This is a genomic window from Mesorhizobium sp. CNPSo 4670 (genome assembly GCF_057784235.1).
Genome location: NZ_JBWJFQ010000001.1, coordinates 120,740 through 137,978 on the forward strand (window position 1 = coordinate 120,740; position 17,239 = coordinate 137,978).

A 17,239-nucleotide genomic window follows, 5' to 3' on the forward strand; every position below is an offset into this window, starting at 1 on the left:
CTGTCAGTTCTTGAGCACGCCGCCCACGACCACACCGGTGCCAAAAATCAGCGCCTTGGTGAGGAAGTCGTTGTTGTCCTGGCGCGGCGGAAGATAATCCCCCCGCGCTACGGTCTCACGGTTGCGCCGCTTCTGAACAACCTTCTGTTGCTTGCGGGGCTTCTGCGCCACCGGCCTCGGCGTGCTGACCTTCTGCACCACCTGCTTTTTCGGCTGCGCCGCGCGGGCTTGATCGGCGGCGTATCTGGCGCGCACGCCTTCCATCATCGGATCTGTCTGGATCACGAGGAACGCAAGTTGCTCGCGCGTCAGATAGCTGGTCTGTGGGAGACCGTTCCTCGCTTGCCAGAGGCCGATCGCCTGACGGGTCTGTGGGCCCATGTTTCCGTCGATGCGCCCAAGTTCATTGCCCAACGCTTCGATGCGCAGTTGCAGGTCGATGCGCCCCTGTCGATCGAGGCCGATTGCACTTTCCGTCAACTCCGTGCCCGGTGTCTGCTCCATCGCGTCCGGAACGCCGACCGAGGTGCGCACGGTCGAACCGGAACTGGCGTTCGCCTGGTCCGTATCGAGTGCCGCGACCTGCCGGTTTTGGGCCGGTGGGTCGTTCAATTCGTCGATGCTCAACCGGGCCACGGTGGCGAAGCGACCGTTCGGAAACTGGTCGAGATAGGCCTCGTAGAACGGGATGGAACTGCGCTTGGAAGCCTCGTCCCAAAGGCGTTGCTCGACTTCCCAGGAAGGCGGATCACTGGCAGCAGGGACAGGAGCGGATGTCGCCGCGGCGCTCGATGCGCCGGCCACGACGGGATGTGCAGCAGGCGCCGCTGGCGCGACGGGTTTTCCCAGGAAGACCTCGCGTCCGAGCGATGCGTTGTGCCAGGGCCTCTGGCGACCTTGCGTGGTTTCGGTCACTTCGCCGCGCACGCGCGTCAGCGCGCCCTGGATTTCGACGCCGGGTTCGGTCAGATGCCTGGCGAGCGCCGTCGAGTAAGGACTGTCGACCCCGTTGCCGTCGAAAGCGATGGCGCCGGGATCTGTTGCGTAGGCAATCAGGAGGCCGCCGGTTCCGATGCCGTCCGATTTTGCTTCGACCGGCGCCAGACCGGTACCCAATGAGGTGGAGCGGCTCTTCGGCATCGAGGCGGCCAGCGTTCTTGCCAGCGGATTGTCGCGGCAGGCATCGAGGATGATGACGCCGACCGCCGGGTCGGGCGGCAACGCAGCCATGAAGTCGTCGATCTGAATGGTACGGGTCTTGAGATAGGCCGGCGACGTCAAGTCGGCGTCGACCGGTATCAGGTAGTTCTTGCCGTCGACCTGCATGCCGTGACCGGCATAGAAAATGACCGCGAGGTCCGCGTCATAGGATTGTTCGGTAAACCGGCTGATCAGGCTGTGCATGCCTTGATTGTCCTGGTCGACCCCTTCGATCACCTCGAACCCGGCATTGCGCAGCGTCGATGCGATGAGATGGGCATCGTTGGCGGGGTTGGGCAAGGTAACCGCATGGACATAATTGCTGTTGCCGATCACCAAAGCGACGCGCTTGGCGGTGGGCGCGGCAGCCTCCGCGCCGGCGGCAGCCTGGGCGCCGAATGCGGCAAGGAAAAGCAGGATAATTCCGCTCAGATTGACGGCGAACGCTTTCATGGATCAGCCCTCCGCCCACCGGGGCGCGCTGTTGATGTCTGCACATGCCAAGTTTCGTCAGCGACAGAGTCGCCTGTGCCAAAAATGGCTCCTGGGCGTATGTGATCCTGACCGCAGTCCTGGTTCACAAACGGCCCGAAAAAATTTGTCTACGGCATCACTTGGCAGCGGGAATACCTGAGCGGCGCGTGCCGCGCGACGGCTTCAAAGCGTATTCTGTGCCGAGCTTATGAGGGCGGTGATGGCCTGCTTGTATTTTTCGAACTCCGGCGATGTCTGGCGGATCTCGGTGGTCGTTGTCTGTGGGCCGGCGTCAGTGGCCAGACGGCTCAGCCTTTGGCCCATTTTCCTTTCGGCCCAGTCCACCACGTAACTGGCTGTCTTGCCGGTGAGGAACGGGTTGGCCTGGATGACGGCCGACCCGAGCACAGCGCTCAGCTGCGCCGAACCCGTCGCCGACAGCACCTGATGTGCGCCTTCCATGCCCAGAAAATGACAGAGATACAGCCGGCCGGCCGTGATCTGGTGGCCGCGCGCCCGAAGATAGGCCTCGCCTTCGCGCGCCAGATTGCGCACCATCTCACGCGAGATCGTGGCGTCGTAGCGCAGAGCGAGCAGGTCGGCGGTCGACAGCGTGCGCGCCAGTTCCGGGCGGTAGGTATTCATCATCCTGATCCAGGTCTTGGTTATGAACTGGCCGGCGCCGGTCGCTGAAGAGTTTGGATTCTTGGCGCGAGCGCTGCCACCACTTTCGACATGCACGATACGGTCGGTGAGCGTTTCGACGGCGGAATCGTCCGAAGCGATCGCGGTAACCGTGCCCAGAGGGTCGATGGCCTCACCGTTCTGATAAAGTTCGAAATGCAGGTGAGGCCCGGTCGAGAGGCCGGTGGTACCGATGTAGCCAATGATGTCGCCAGCTTTCACCTCGGTGCCGACACCGGCCGCTATGGCAAATTTCTGCATATGCGCATAGCGCGTCTCGCGCCCGTTTCCATGCGAGATCTTCACCAGATTGCCATAGCTGCCGCCATCGCCCTGGAAGGTGATCTCGCCATCGAAGGCCGCTTCGATCGGCGTGCCGACGGGCGCCGCCCAGTCGACGCCCTTGTGGATGCGAACGGTCCCGAGGATTGGATGCTTGCGTGGCCCGAAGGTGGAGGTCATGACCCCGTTGACCGGCGTGACCATGCCGTTGGTGACTGTCAGCGAACGAACCAGATCGTCACCCGTGACGCACGCAAACTGGCCGTCGCTCTGCTGGAAGACGAAACAGTCGAGGCTCTTTTCGGTGCCCTGGACGCCCACATACAGCACTCGCCCGGCACCTTCCTTCTTGCCGCGCGGCGTCTGCGAATAGATCAGCACAAGACGCTGGTCCTCGCTTGCAAAGGCGTCCAGGTCCTGTCCTCTCGAGAGATACATGATCGCTTCGCCGATCACCCCGGTCGGAACACTGTTGCGGGCTGCTGTCGAGTAGATCGCGTCGAGCAGACGGTACTGCCTTTTGTGTGTGCCTTCCGCCTGTGCGCCCGAATAGTTGAACAGATCCTCGCGGACCCAGGGATCGACGCCCGACACGAACGCGCCCGCGGCATTGCGCGTCAGCGTGCCGACAAACACGTTCTTGGCATAGATCGAAACCTGCATGAGGGACATCGTGGTCGTCTCGCGCGTCGGCCTGAAACCGCGCATGGCAACGACATAACCCGGTTCCAGACCGTCCCGGTTGAAAAGCGCCTTCAAGGCCTCGCCTGCCAGCTTGGCATCGTCGGCGGAGAAATGTGCATCGAGCGCAACGCTGTCCAGGCTGCGGTCGTTGAGGATCTTCACGAACGTGTCTTCGGTCGCCTCGAACCGCTGGTACTCATTGGTGACGACTGCGACGCTGGTGTTGTTTTCGATCTGGGTCTTCTGGAATGCGGGAAGGGCGGCGTCGCCCGCATCGATCGTTTCACCCCAGCCGGCTTCGGGATCGTCGGCATCCGCCTTCTGGTCCGAAGCTGGCGCGGGTTCCCCCGCCGCGGGCGATGGCTCAAGATCGTTCTGCAGATCGCCGGTTGGCGCGGCAGTGGTCTTTCGCTGCGCCTGGAAGAAGGCGAAATCCTCCTGCGTCGACGGTATCGTCGTCATGAATTTTTCGCTGGCGCTAAGCATGACGTCGGACAGGATTTCGATCTGGGGCGAAACGTCGGCTTGATCGAGTTCCGCCGGGCGCGGGACCACGCGGCCCTTCGTTGCGGCGCCGGCATCGGGCGCGAGCGTGATCCACATCGGGTCCCCGGCCAGGTCGATAATGGCGGGCACGTAGACGGACGCATCGGCCGGCACATCGTCCACGCCTTCGACCGCATGCAACTCCTCGTCTTCGTCGCCGAACGACCAATAGTCCGCGGTGAGGTAGAAACCGCCGGCGATCGAAAGCAGGACAACCACTGCGAGGCCGGCCAGGAGCCTGCGCCAAAGCGTGCGCCTGCGAAGGGCAGCGCGCGCCTGCTTTTTCTGCCTGAAGCTCGTGTCGATATTGTGCGTCACGGATTGCTTCCAGTCAGGAAGAAGGTCCACCGCGGCTGTTCAAGCGTATCGACTTCGAGAAATTGCGCCGCTATATGGCCGCTCTGCCAGCATTCGTCGATGCCGCGTATCGAGAAACGCCGGCGCTCGATGCACATTTCGGTCGATCCGGTGAGGATCGCATGGCCGAACACGTCCGTTGCATAGATGTAGATGTAGCGGTTCGTCAGTTCCTCGCGGATGACGTTCACGCATTGATTTGCGCCGATGGTCCACCAGCCGTCGGTCTGGTCCGCATTGTCGACCTTCTGGCCGACGGCGAGATTGACGACGTCAAGCGTCTGGTTGCAGACCGTGAATTCGGCGCGCGCCTCGCCGGATGACAGCACGGCCAGCAGTGCGGCGCCTGACAAGACCGCAAGCCTCATGCGGCCCGTCAGGGCGAGCAGGGCGGGTCGAATCGGACCACGCTGCTTTATCGGCAGGTCGGCAGACGATTGCGGCGAACACGAGCGGCGGCGTTCCATCGGGCGCCCATGCTATCCGCCGAGCCTGAAATACTTGGCGGTGGCTGAGAACTGAGATCCGTCGGTCTCGATTTCTTCGAGAATCTTGGGGAGCAGCACTGAGGCTGGTGTGGGCGTGGAGAACGCAGCCGCCCGAATATCCTTGGGGCCGGTGATCACCATTATGATCTGCGGCACCGCCTTTCCGGCGGCCTGGTCGGCGGCGCCGAGACCGATCGGGATTCTGAAGGTGACCTTGTCCGGTTTAACGACGACACGCTCGTCGAGATTGAACACCATGCCTTTGTGATCGATCAGCAGCACGCTGGAAATGAGCCCGCCACGCGTCACCAGCGTGCCGCTGATCGGCGTACCGTTCGGTACCGATGTCCGATCGAGAACAAGCTGCGGCTTGTCGGCCGCGGTCTGCCCCAGAAAGCGCAGAAAGTTGGTGACTTCGCATTGGCTTGGTTCAATGAGGCGGACTTGGATATCCGGCTCTACATGGAATCTTGCCTGGAAATCGCCAAGCATCCGCTCGAATGGCTGAACCTCCGTTCCAAATCCTTCGATCGCGGCCGCCTTGTCGGTTGCCGACGTCATGGTGGCATAGAAACAGTCGCCGCCGCCGAAGTCGCGAACCCAGGAGACTCGTTGCGCGATGTCGTCGACGATCGGCGGAACCTCCGGCTTGGGCACCTCCAACACGACGACAGGCTGGTCAGGCTGTTTGGCTACCGGTGACGCAGGCTTTTGGCTCTCGGCGTTCACGACATCCGGCTGGCTTGCAGTGGGCTTGGGCGCCGGCACGGTCGCCTCTGGCGCCGGCACGGTCGCCTCTGGCGCCGGCTCGGTCGCCTCGGGCGCCGGCTCGGTCGCCTTGGGCGCTGCCGGCGGGCTGATCTGTGGCTCGGGCTTTTGGCTCTCTACGACATCTGGCTGGGCCAGCGGCGGCGTCGAGACCTTCTCGGTTGTTGGCGGGGCCGGAGCGGTCGAGACAGGCGGCGGAGCCGACGTTTGACTGTCGCTGGCCATCGTATCGGGCTGGACTGCCGGCGACGCCTTTTCGGGTGGCGGCTGCGCGGCCGTTGCGGATGGCTTCGGGGGTTCTTCGGTCTGCGAGGGGGCTTCGGCGGGCTTGGCCGGCTGCGGCTTTTGGGCTGCCGCGGCATCTTGCTGGTTTTCAGCCGGTGGTGCGCTGGCCTCCGGCTGCACGGGCGGAACTGGCTTTGCCGGCTCAGGCGCGGTCGCGGCATTGTCCGTGGGTGCCGGCTTTGACGTTTCTGGTGCGGGCTTTGAAGGCTCTGGTGCGGAAAGCGATGGCTTGCCGGCCGTCCGCATCGCTGGCGTCATGAAGCCGCTGAGATACAGGCCCGCGCCGGACGCGACAGCCAGCGTCGCCAAGGCAGCGAGCGCGATGGTTCGGGTCTTTGTGGATTTTCCAGGGACATCGGCCGTGACCGGGCGTGGTGAGCCGGCGAGCGCCGGAGACCGCGGTTGGGACAAATGCGCCGGCCGCACATGCGGGACGAAGGGCTGCCCACCTGAACCCGTCGCCGATGCTGCGTCGTGCCTCTCGACGTTGGATGGCCGGCCCTGGGTCTTGGTGGCGGGCGAAAGGGTTTCCCCGGTTCGCGGCAAAGCCGGCCGATCGCGGGGTGTGACCGAAGTCGGCGGCGTTGTCTCCTCACTATCGTCACGCGTCATCCTGGCGATTTCAGCCATGCTGATCGGCCGGTCTTGCGGATCCGGTTGCAGCATGGCTTCGACAATGTCGCGAAAATCGTCGTCGATGTCGGAGAGGTCAGGCACCGTCCGACGCTTTTCGATGACCTCGAACTGCGACCCGCTCATGTCGATCGGCTTGCCACGCAAGGCGGCCACCAGCACCAGTCCCAGACTGTAGATGTCGGACTGTTCGCTGACGTCGCCGCTGTAGAGCCCGAGCTGTTCGGGTGAAACGTAGTTGTACTTTCCCGCGAATTTTCCGCCGATCAAGGTCTCGCCGCCCACGGTCGCCGATCGTGCAATGCCGAAATCGATGATCTTTGCGCGGTCGACCCGTCCCCCCGGCAAGATGATGTTGTCCGGAGAGAGGTCGCGGTGTATCGCGCCCGCCTGATGCACCGCGCTCAGTCCGGACGCGAGGCGATGGCAGAGCTTGCGCACCTCTGCCGTCGGCATCGCGCCACGTCGCATGATGTCGAACAGCGACTCGCCGTCGACGAATTCCATGGCAAGGTAGGGACGGCCGATCCCGGGATCGATCGTGAAGACGTGATACCGCACGACCGCATCATGCGACAGGCGATTGAGGATCAATGCCTCCTTGCGGAACAGGGAAAGGATCGTCTGGTCACGGGCGAACTCGGGCAGGACGATCTTGATCGCGACGTGGTCGCCGGTCTGGATGTTATGGCCACGGTAGACCTCCCCCATGCCACCGAATGCGATCCGCTCATCAAGCTCGTATATGCCGCTGAGTTGCGTGCCTACGGCGGTGTTGGCCATGCCCCCCGATATTCGCGTCTTGTCGTCGGCGCTCATCGGCCTCAACCCCCCGCTTTGTAGAGATCTGGACGTGGCGATTGCCCATCGCGCCCGTCGCCGATCTTCACAAGCACGATCGTCACATTGTCTGTGCCGCCACGCGCCAGCACCGTTTCCAACAGTTTTTCGCAGGCCGCTTGAGGTGTCGCGGACACGGTCGCCGCCTCGATCTCGGCGTCGGTGACATGCGCCGTCAGCCCATCGGTGTTCAGCACAAAAATGTCCCCCGGCATGATTTCGCCTTGCTGGAAATCGATGACGATCTCGTCGCTGACGCCGACCGCATGCGTGATGACATTGCGGCGCGGCCAGGTGCGCGCTTCGCTTTCGCTGATCATGCCTCTGTCGACGAGCTCCTGAACTTCGGTATGATCCTTCGAGATCTGCGAGATCGAGGCGTTGCGGATCAGATAGACGCGGCTGTCACCCGCCCACAGGCAGGCAAACCGCCCGTCCATCGCCAGCAGGGCGGCAACAGTGGAGCCGATGGTTATGCCGCGAGATTCGGATATGCCGCGGATCTCGGCATTGGCCCTGCTCAGCCTGTCCTCGAAGCGCGCCCGAAGATCAGGTGCGGAGCTGGCAATGCCGATCGTCGCCAGATGATCGACGATACTGGCCGAAGCGACCTCTCCCGCGTCATGTCCACCCATTCCGTCGGCTACCACCCAGAGACCAGTTTGTGGCTCGACCAGATAGTTGTCTTCATTGAGCTCACGGACACAGCCTTTGTGGCTTACCCCGAAGCTCTCAAAGGGAAGGGCGACAGTGTTCACTTTGCCACCAAGCGCTTCTCAAGCGTCCTCTGCGGCGCACTTTCAGGCGCTCGCTCGTGTTACTTTGCCACAGGCTCGAACATTAAAGTATCGAAAACTAAGGTCTCTGCGTGGTCTGCGGATCCCCATCTCAAAACGCTTTCGGACAGCTGAACCCGGAAAGCGCGGGGAGCAAGAAGGGGTTGGTGCCGGAGCCTGCCTGGATCGTATAGGCAACGTCGCGGCCGCCGATCACGAAGCGTGCTTGCATGTTGCTGTCGCTGCCGGTGATGGCAGCCTTGTCGAGAAGTCGCTTCAGCGCCCACGGCCCTTCGAACTTGATGGCGGATTCGCGGCCTGGCATTTCCGGCGTCAGGCTTAGACTGGCCGACGCGGACGCCGTGCCGACCGGCCAGGTCACCGTGCTTGGCGCGTTACCCGTCTGGTTGCTCTGGACGATCTGACCATCGACATCGAGTATCGCCGTATCGGCGTCGCCATGCAGCGAGAATGGGGTGAAGGTGACGCTGACCAAGGGCACCGAACCGCCCGATGGAAAGAAGGCGCTGCGGATGTCCGCCGCCAGCTGGAAGTCTCTCAGGGTCGATTTCGACAGGTCGCGTCCGAAGCGCGCATCCTGTTTCCAGCTCCAGTCCTGGCCGGTCATGTCGATGAGCGATGCGAGGTTTTGTGCGAAGAACCGGTCCATCAGCCCGCCCGGCGCGAAAAGTTTCGCGAAATCCGCCATGGCAACATCCTCGGTGCCGTCGCTGGCGAAGGGATAACGGCCGTTGATCGCCGCCTCACAGGGAGCCGTGACCGTCTGGTCGAGCATCTGGTTCAAGTTTGCCACCGAGGTTTCGGCGACGTTGCCTTCAAACTCATCTGCCGTCGCGTTGACCATCCGACCGAGTTGCTTGGGCAGACGCGAGACATTGGCGCGAAGGGTGGCTATCTGCAGCTGCAGGTTCGTGTTGACGCGCTCGGTCTGCGAAGGAACTTCGGCCGCCAGTTGCAGGCTCTGATAGATATCGCTGAAGTTCTGGGTCAGGGCATCGATTGGGCGGTGTCCGGCGGGGCCGTTCACCAGGGCCTGGAAAGGTCTGAACTGCGCTTCAATGTTTGCACCCGGATTCAGGTTCTGTGTGTCGGCCGCCCTTGTGCCGGCGCGACTTTGCGATTTGCCACTGGCGATTTGTATGCCGATGCGGGCCAGACCCTTGCCCATATCTGCGGTGTTCTGCGGCTGGTTCTGGGCCGTACCTGCTTCGATATCGGCGCCAGGACCGTTGCCGTCACCAGGGTCTCGCGTCAGCGCTGTTTCGTTGGCGATCGCCGCAAAGAGCTGGTTTATCGGCGAGGTCGGCGAGGCGGCGGCAGAAAGCGCGATGTAGTGCGGCTTGTCCGCCAGCATCGCTTTGAACTTCAACTGGTCGAGGATGCTGTTCCACGCGGCTGCGAACTCCTTCCCGTAGCGATCGAGAAGTTCGGGGCCGAGCTTGAGCAATTGCTGATTGATGTCGCCTTGTTCACCGCCGCCGCCGAGAACCCATTGCTCGTCGACCAGCATCTGCGCAATGCGCGAAAGTTGCCGGAGATAGAAGGTGTGGAAGCCAGCATAGGTGTAGATACCGGGAACACGAAGGCCTGACAGATCGCTGCCGTTGATGCGCTCGAACAGCACTTGCGCTTCCGGGCCACCTTTCAGGGAAACAGAAAAATCCTCCAGTGCTGCCGCGTATGTCGCCGACCTGATCAATGCGGAAGCCCGATCGGCAAGGCTCATGCGCCCGAGAGAACGTTGAGCGCCTTCGACAAGCGGCTGGTTAAGTTCGAAAACCGGATCATAGGCGTCGTCCAATGCCAGCATGGCGCGTAGGTGCTTTTCGAGTTGCTCCCGTCCTTCCCGGTTGTTTTCGCCTGGATATCGGTTCTGCTCCCAATCCTGCTTCATCCAGGAAACGATCAACGCGTCATCGACCTTCGGCGCCTTGCCGCCAAGCATCAGATAGATTTTCAACGGTTCGTAGAGCGCGACGGGATCGGCCATCTTGGCCTGGATCGTCCGCTCGGTCTGGATCAGCAGGCGCGATCGGAACATTCGTTCCAGCCCTTGCCGATAAGCCGTTTTGGATGCCGAAAGAAGTCTCTCCCGCTGACTGAGGCCGAACGTCTCCTCGATCGGTGTCGGCAAGTCACCGGTTTCGAACCCGGCCGGCAGATCGCGCAACTGGTCGAGCGGCCCGATGACGTTTTCGAGGTCGACATCGGTGACCGTCGTGCTTTCGAGCAAGGGTGCCGCCGTTTGGCGGTACTGGCCCATGGCCAGACTTGTGGAGGCGATCAGCGACCGGTTGGCCGCGACGCTCAGGCCGAGCGTACCCAGTGCAGCAGCAGCGACCAAAGCTATTGCGCCGAGGCCGCCAAATCTGGCGATCGCTGCGCGCCTTGCAGCCGCTTTGTCGTACGAAACCCATCCGGATTCGGCAAAAATGACGTTCGTCAGAAGATCATGCAGAAAGAAGCTTTTGCCGGTTCCGGAAAGGTGAGGGCGGGAGTTGCTGCCGAAATCGCGGCCGATTGCCCCCAGCACCTGATCGATCGGCGTTCCCTCTTGCGTGCCTGACGAAAAATAGAGTCCACGCAGGCTGACATTCACCTGGCTGCGGGTCGGGTCGAACAGGCCGGCGACAAAACCGGTAATTCGCCCCCGTAGCGCGCCGAACTGCGCCGGAAAGCCAAAGATGGAAATGCGCGTGACCGGATCCGCCTCGTCCTGGAGGCGGTCGGCCATCTCGTCTGCCAGTCGGTTGGCCAGCATGTCGAATTCGGCGGGAGCCTCGGCGGCCATGTTCCTGTCGCGCTCCGCCGTCTGGAACGTCGCGCCCCACACTTTTCGCCTGCGCGGTTCGTCGAAATCGCCGAAGTAATCCATGAACCCGGAAACAAGATCGGCCTTGGTGAAAAGCAGGTAGACTGGAAACTGGATTTTCAGCGTCTCGTGGATTTCCCTCAGGCGGCTGCGTATCTCGGCGATGTGGGCGTCGAGCTGCTGATCGTCGAAGCTCATCAGATCGGCAAGGCTGATGGCCAGGATGACGCCGTTTATCGGTTGTCTGGTGCGGTACCGCTTGAGCAGCGACAAGAAGGCGAGCCAGCTCTTCCTGTCGCTCTCGGCATGGGAGTCCTGCGTCGTGTAGCGTCCGGCGGTGTCGATCAGCACGGCCTGGTCGGTAAACCACCAATCGCAGGAGCGTGTTCCGCCAACGCCAGCCACCGGCTGGGCATCTCCCGAACCGGCAAGCGGAAAGTTCAGACCCGAATTGACCAGGGCCGTTGTCTTGCCGGCACCCGGCGGGCCTATGACGACGTACCAGGGGATCTCATAGAGGAAGTTGCGCTTGCTGCCTGACCGTTTGAGCGCCGCCACGGCCTCATTCATGCGAGCTTCCAGCACCCGCGAATCGTCATCGCGGTCATCATTGCGTGCAACGACGGTCTCGAGTGCCTTTTGCGCCTTTCTCGCTTGCCAGAAGCGCAGCCCGTAGAACAGCGCCAGAGCCGCCACGATCACGCCAATGATGGTAGCGCGCAGCCAGGGAGGTCCCAGCGGGCGGGTATCTGCGAAGCGGATCAATGGCCCGCCAAACCACACTGCGGCCGCGAAGCCGGCCAGCGCGATAAGGCTGAACATCCGCAGCAGCCAACGCGTCATGGGCGCTTCCAACAGGCCGTGCTCACAATGTTTCCTCCCTGGGGATCATCACATCGACACGGCGGTTCTTGGCACGGCCTTCCGGCGTCGCATTGTCGGCGATCGGTTCGTCCTCGCCCTTGCCATCGACTGTCAGTCGCGAGGGATCGCTGAATTTCGGTGCCATCATCGTTTCGACAGCCTTGGCCCGGGCGACAGAAAGGTCGAAGTTGGATTTGAACGGGCTCGACTTTCGCGGTTTCACATTATCCGTGTGGCCGACGATCCGGATTGGCCCGGGCTCGGGCTGCAGCGCCGCGGCGATGTCGGCGGCAATGGGCTGGAATTCCGGCTTCGCCTCGGCCCTGCCGGACTGGAACAGCAGGACATTGTTGATTTCCACCACGATGAAGTTGCCCTTTGTGCCGATGGTCAGTCCGCCGCCTTCGACTTCCTTCGCCAGTGCCGAACGAATGCGATCAATCTGCACGGTGGCTGCAGGTGGGGTGGCTTTCACCGGCTCGGCCAACGGCGCCACGCTGGCGCGCTCGATGGCGACTGGTGTCGATGGGTTGAGTGCCAGCAATTCACCGGCGGCGGCGTCGCCCTCGTTGGTGATGAAGATCCGCAATGCGAAGAACGCCGCTGTCAGCAGCGCCGTTGCCGCTGCCGCAACGACCCAGAGCGGCAGGCGGGCCGACGGCTGCGCCATCGTCGCCGCCAGGCCCTGCCAGCGGGGCGAGATGTCCTCGCCTGCACGCGCCCTGAAATAGCGAAGCGTCTCGTAGACGTCGCGTCGAACGCGTTCGAGATTGTTGTCTTCGCGCCTCACGCCTCGGTACTGGCCTTCGAAACCCAGCGACAGGCAGGCATGCATCAGTTCGAGCAGATCGTAGTGCGTCTCGGGATTGGCCAGTATCGTGTTCAGGGCTTCGTAGAAGCCTGTGCCGATGATCTCGGTGTGAAAGAACTGCCGCAGCATGCCGTTTTGCACCCAGTCGTCGCTCTTGGGCCAAGGCAGGTTGCCTATGAGATCGTCGGCGGTTTCGCACAGAGCAAATTTCGCGATCCGCGCATCCTCTTCGGGAACGCCGGTCTTCTCCATCGTTCGGTCGAACTTTTCGATCGCGTCGGCGACATGTTGCGCCAGTGGCTCCGCTTGTCTTTCGACGGGCATCAACCTGAGCTGCCCGAACAGCATCAGCAAAGGTGCCGCCGCCGCGAGAATGGGGTTTGCCGCGGCGTATTTGACCGTGTCCGCGGCGCCGAACAGGATCGCCTGCTCGACAGCCGGTGTCGGCGCGGCGGCGGAAGAGGCAGCACCTGCCACGGCGCCCAAAGCCGCGCCTTGATAAATCACGGTTCCGGATGCCCAACCCGGCGGTGTATGCCGCCCGACACCAGGATCGAATACCGTTGAATCCTTGACCGGAGAGGGTTGGCCTCCGTCAGCGGTAGGTAGCTCAGGAACTGGCGGCGATTTTTTCTCGCGCCGTGGACTTGCGCGAATGACGGTCTTGCCCGCCAGGCCGAAGGGATCGTCCTTCGAGCTCATCGCCGACCGTCCGTGCAGGCGGTGTGCTCACGATCGGGCGAGATGGGCGCAAAACGCTCGCTGGTCGGGGAATGGAAATACGACCCCCGCCGGCTGTGGCAGTGTCCGGAGGACGATTGACTGGAAAACGCTATCCCGCCGTCACATGACATTTGCCGCAGACCCCCAGCTCAATGAGTCTTACCCGCTTGGCGAACTGTCGTATGTGATCGTAATCTCAGAAATCGTCGATTGGAACCGGATGCCGGGCGTCGAAGGGACTTTTCTTCGCCGACTGCTGTACCATGCGTTACTTGGCCATCCGTTTCCTAGCCACGCGTTTCCCGGCAACGCGTTTCTTGGCCACGCGTTTCTTGGGATCGCCTATTTTTGCTTGTCGGCTTTGGCGTAGGCCTCGCTGAAATAGGCCAGGAATATGTCCAGCATGCCGTTTTCGTGTGCTTCCTCCATGGTCCGCCATGTCGCGACATAGGCGTCCCAGGCCTGGCTCTTCTTCGACGTAAACGAGGTAGGTGGGAGTTTCCTGCTGATCGCCTCGGGCGACAGGTCGTCAAGCAGCCGGGAGAGCGCGGTTTGCATGGCTGCATAGGTGGCAAATTCATGCGTCTTGAGGTCGCGGAATGCATCTTCGATGCTGCGCCTGGCATCGAGATAGCCGGCCCTGCGGCGGGCAAACATGATTTCGAGGATGTCGTCGGTCCCTGGAACGAACTTCAGCGGATTGTTGTCCGCGGCGCTGATCATCGTTCGTTGTGTGCTCTTTGCCAACGTTTTCGCGGCCGCGCGGGCTTTCAGCAGCAAGGTCAGTTCTTCGACCACCGCCCGCAGGACCGCGCCGATTTCGGCGGCAACTTCATGCGGGTCGCGCAATTGAAGCAGTTCCGGCGAAATGCCGGCTCCGATCGCGATCTCCCGGAGCACCTCGTCCCTGGTCGAGGGCAGCGGTGTCGGGGACGTCGAGGGCGCCGACACTGGAATGCGCTGCCCGGACCGTTGCTGCGCAGGCTCGAAGAAAGCCCCGCCTCCGAATTCCAGCGGCCGGCCCGTCGCGACCGGCACTTCCCGCGGCGTCGAATTTTGGTTGGCTTGAGGATAGCCCGCCGTGGCGCGCTCTTCGTCGATCGATACGACGATGACATAACGGCCGATCAGCATCCTGTCGCCATGGCCCAATCGATGCGGGCCGGTCATGCGCTGGCTCGACCCGTTGATGAAGGTCCCATTGCGCGAGACATCGTGCAGCCAGAACGCGCCTGCCTCGTACAGAACCTCGCAGTGACGGCCCGAGATGAACTTGTCGGGATCCGGCAAGGTCCAGTCACAAGTATCGCGTCCGATCTCGAAGCCGCGATCGCGCGCTGCGTAGCCGGTCGGGATGCCGGCGGGCAGGGCGTCGACATTGCTGATTTGCAGACTGATGTACATCCAGGATCGCCGCAGATCGTTGATCGATACTGCACCATTCTAGCAGTTTGCGCGTAGAACAGCACAGCCGCGTTCCGAGCCGTTGCTTCGACAGGGCAAGTTTCAGGCGCCACCGGCCCTCTTTGGTCCGCAGGGCAACATGTGGTAGGCTCCGGATGGCCTGGTGCGGCGGGTCGAAAAAGTTCCTGAACAGCGTGCGGGAACTTTAATCCTTCGCGCCGGCGGCCGCGTCCAGGAGGGGCACGACCCATGCCGAACGAACGTGCCACGGTTGTGCAGACACCGGTTGGCGCCGACCTGTTGACCTTCACGCATCTCATCGGGCGCGATGAGATCAGCCGTTGTTTCGCCTATACGGCGGGGTTCGTAAGCACGGACGCCAATATCGATCCGCTGAAGATGCTGGGTGGTCCGGTTTCGGTCGAAGGTGAATCCGATCCGAAACGCTGGTTCAGCGGCATCGTGTCCGAGTTCCGGCTCACCCGCATCGAGGACCGGCTGGCCTATTACGAAGCGGTCGTCAGGCCGTGGTTCTGGTTTCTCGGCAACACCACCGATTGCCGCATTTTCCAGAACAAGAGCGTCGTCGACATCGTCAAGGACATCTTCAAGAAATACAGCGTGGCGGAATTCGATCTGCGCCTGCAGGGATCCTACCCGCCGCGCGAATACTGCGTGCAGTATGACGAGACCGATCTGGATTTCGTGCAGCGACTGCTCGAGCATGAAGGCATCCTGTATTTCTTCGAGCATGACGAGGGTAAGCACACGCTTGTCCTGGTCGACGCGATGAGCAAGCTGAAGCCTGCGCCGGGCTACGAGAAAGTGCCCTATCATTTTGAAGGTCAGGGTTCCCGGCGCGATGTCGAATACATCACCGAATGGATACCGGGCAGTTCGGTGCGCCCGGGCGCCTATGCTCATACCGATTATGATTTCAAGAAGCCGGGCGCCGACCTGATGGCCAAGTCGGCCCAGCCGTTCAGCCACAAGCTGGCCGCGGGCGAGAACTACCGCCAGCCCGGTGCGCATCTCGAAGTGGGCCGGGGCGACAGCCTGGCTGCGATCCGCCGCGAGGAAGTCCAGGCCGTGCACCAGCGCATCGCCGCTGTCGGCACCGTGCGCGGCCTCTATTCGGGTTGCAAGTTCACGCTGGACGGTTTTCCACGCGAGGACCAGAACCAGGAATATCTGGTGGTCAGCGCCGAATACAGGCTGTTCGACCCGGGCTACAGAGCCCTTGCCGACGTCGACAGCGAGAACTTCCAGGTGATCCTCGGCGTGGCGCCGACCGCCGTGCCCTATCGCCCGCCACGGATCACGCCACGGCCAATCATGCGCGGGCCGCAGACCGCGACGGTGGTCGGTCCATCCGGCGAGGAAATATTCACCGACAAATATGCCCGCGTGAAGGTCCAGTTCCATTGGGATCGTCTGGGCAAGAAGGATGAGAACAGCTCCTGCTTCGTGCGCGTCTCGCAGACCTGGGCCGGCAGCGGCTGGGGGTTCATCCAGATACCGCGCATCGGCCAGGAGGTGATCGTCGATTTCATCGAGGGTGACCCGGACCTGCCGATCATCACCGGCAGGGTCTACAACGCCTCCCAGATGCCGCCTTACGGCCTGCCGGGCAGCGCCACCCAATCCGGCTGGAAGTCGGACTCCTCCAAAGGCGGCGGCGGCTACAATGAACTGATGTTCGAGGACAAGGCCGGCTCCGAACTGGTCAATTTCCAGGCGCAGAAGGACCACAACCTACTGATCAAGCACGACCGCACCAAGCTGGTCCAGCACGACCAGTCGGACCGCATAGACCACGACGCCAAGCACTCCGTCGGCCACAACCTCGACGAGGACGTCGGCAACAACAAGACGGTCAAGGTCGGCGTCGACCAGACCACGAATATCGGCTCGAACGACACCGAGACGGTGGGCGCCAACCGTTCGCTGACGGTCATGGCCAACGAGACCATTCATGTCGTGTCGAACTCGACGGAGAACATCGACGCCAACCATTCCCAGACGGTGGGGATTGTCCAGACCGTCACGGTGGGCGCAGCACGCATCGACACGGTCGGCGCCGCCGAGACGAGAAGCGTTGGAGCGGTTCAGACGAACAACATCGGCGCGTCGCGGTCGGTTACCGTTGGTATCAGCCAGAGCCATGATATTGGGGCGTCGGATAGTTGGAGCATTGGTGCCAGCCAGAGCGTTGAGATTGGGGCGGATCAGGGAATAAAAATAACTGGCGGACAAAACTCTCAAATCGGCAAGACACGCATCACGAAGATTACCGCTGACGATTCCACTGAAATTGGTGGCGCGCACGCAATGAAGGTTACTAAAAAGAGTCTTACCGAGATCGGCGATGACGCAGCTATTTCCGTAGGTAAAAACCTGACTATAGAGGCAAAGGATTCGATTACGCTCAAGACCGGGTCAGCAACAATCGTGATGAAAAAAGACGGGACTATCTCGATCAAAGGTAAGGATATCACGATTGAAGCTTCGGGCTCAATTGGAGCCAAGGCTTCCAACGATATTGCCATGAAAGGCAGTAAAATCACTCAAAACTGAGAGAACGACG

9 protein-coding genes are annotated in these 17,239 nt (G+C 62.0%); 1 reads left to right on the top strand and 8 read right to left on the bottom strand.

Annotation, left to right across the window (positions count from 1 at the left end; all coding sequences use genetic code 11):
• Positions 1-3: 3 nt before the first annotated feature.
• From AC0ZT5_RS00495 to tagH, 8 genes are all read right to left on the bottom strand, one after another.
• A complete protein-coding gene (locus tag AC0ZT5_RS00495; RefSeq protein ID WP_488494821.1) occupies positions 4-1,653 on the bottom strand; it encodes a caspase family protein in 1,650 nt (549 codons plus the stop codon).
• A 204-nt stretch (positions 1,654-1,857) separates the two neighbouring features.
• Positions 1,858-4,188: a M23 family metallopeptidase gene (locus AC0ZT5_RS00500; RefSeq protein WP_488494822.1), complete on the bottom strand. Its 2,331-nt coding sequence runs from the start codon at positions 4,186-4,188 to the stop codon at positions 1,858-1,860.
• Complete coding sequence (locus AC0ZT5_RS00505) at positions 4,185-4,595, bottom strand: DUF1036 domain-containing protein (RefSeq protein WP_477284174.1); 411 nt, start codon at positions 4,593-4,595, stop codon at positions 4,185-4,187. Before AC0ZT5_RS00505 ends, AC0ZT5_RS00500 begins: the two co-directional genes overlap by 4 nt.
• A 111-nt stretch (positions 4,596-4,706) precedes the next feature.
• On the bottom strand, positions 4,707-7,220 hold the full coding sequence (locus AC0ZT5_RS00510; RefSeq protein ID WP_488494823.1) for a serine/threonine-protein kinase: 2,514 nt from the start codon (positions 7,218-7,220) through the stop codon (positions 4,707-4,709).
• 5 nt (positions 7,221-7,225) lie between these two features.
• On the bottom strand, positions 7,226-7,999 hold the full coding sequence (locus AC0ZT5_RS00515) for a PP2C family protein-serine/threonine phosphatase (protein ID WP_095080748.1): 774 nt from the start codon (positions 7,997-7,999) through the stop codon (positions 7,226-7,228).
• A gap of 130 nt (positions 8,000-8,129) precedes the next feature.
• Positions 8,130-11,693: a type VI secretion system membrane subunit TssM gene (gene tssM / locus AC0ZT5_RS00520; RefSeq protein WP_488494824.1), complete on the bottom strand. Its 3,564-nt coding sequence runs from the start codon at positions 11,691-11,693 to the stop codon at positions 8,130-8,132.
• A 22-nt stretch (positions 11,694-11,715) separates the two neighbouring features.
• A complete protein-coding gene (gene tssL / locus AC0ZT5_RS00525; RefSeq protein ID WP_488494825.1) occupies positions 11,716-13,227 on the bottom strand; it encodes a type VI secretion system protein TssL, long form in 1,512 nt (503 codons plus the stop codon).
• Positions 13,228-13,590: 363 nt separating this feature from the next.
• Positions 13,591-14,652: a type VI secretion system-associated FHA domain protein TagH gene (gene tagH / locus AC0ZT5_RS00530; protein ID WP_488494826.1), complete on the bottom strand. Its 1,062-nt coding sequence runs from the start codon at positions 14,650-14,652 to the stop codon at positions 13,591-13,593.
• Between the two features lie 249 nt (positions 14,653-14,901).
• On the opposite strand from tagH, the gene AC0ZT5_RS00535 reads away from it, so the two are divergent.
• Complete coding sequence (locus AC0ZT5_RS00535) at positions 14,902-17,229, top strand: type VI secretion system Vgr family protein (RefSeq protein WP_488494827.1); 2,328 nt, start codon at positions 14,902-14,904, stop codon at positions 17,227-17,229.
• The last annotated feature ends 10 nt before the right edge of the window (positions 17,230-17,239 follow it).

Bases quoted from the DNA above. Each gene is read 5' to 3' on its own strand.
- AC0ZT5_RS00495 (WP_488494821.1), bottom strand. From the start codon at position 1,653: ATGAAAGCGTTCGCCGTCAATCTGAGCGGAATTATCCTGCTTTTCCTT.
- AC0ZT5_RS00505 (WP_477284174.1), bottom strand. From the start codon at position 4,595: ATGAGGCTTGCGGTCTTGTCAGGCGCCGCACTGCTGGCCGTGCTGTCA.
- AC0ZT5_RS00510 (WP_488494823.1), bottom strand. From the start codon at position 7,220: ATGAGCGCCGACGACAAGACGCGAATATCGGGGGGCATGGCCAACACC.
- tssM (WP_488494824.1), bottom strand. From the start codon at position 11,693: ATGACGCGTTGGCTGCTGCGGATGTTCAGCCTTATCGCGCTGGCCGGC.
- tssL (WP_488494825.1), bottom strand. From the start codon at position 13,227: ATGAGCTCGAAGGACGATCCCTTCGGCCTGGCGGGCAAGACCGTCATT.
- tagH (WP_488494826.1), bottom strand. From the start codon at position 14,652: ATGTACATCAGTCTGCAAATCAGCAATGTCGACGCCCTGCCCGCCGGC.
- AC0ZT5_RS00535 (WP_488494827.1), top strand. From the start codon at position 14,902: ATGCCGAACGAACGTGCCACGGTTGTGCAGACACCGGTTGGCGCCGAC.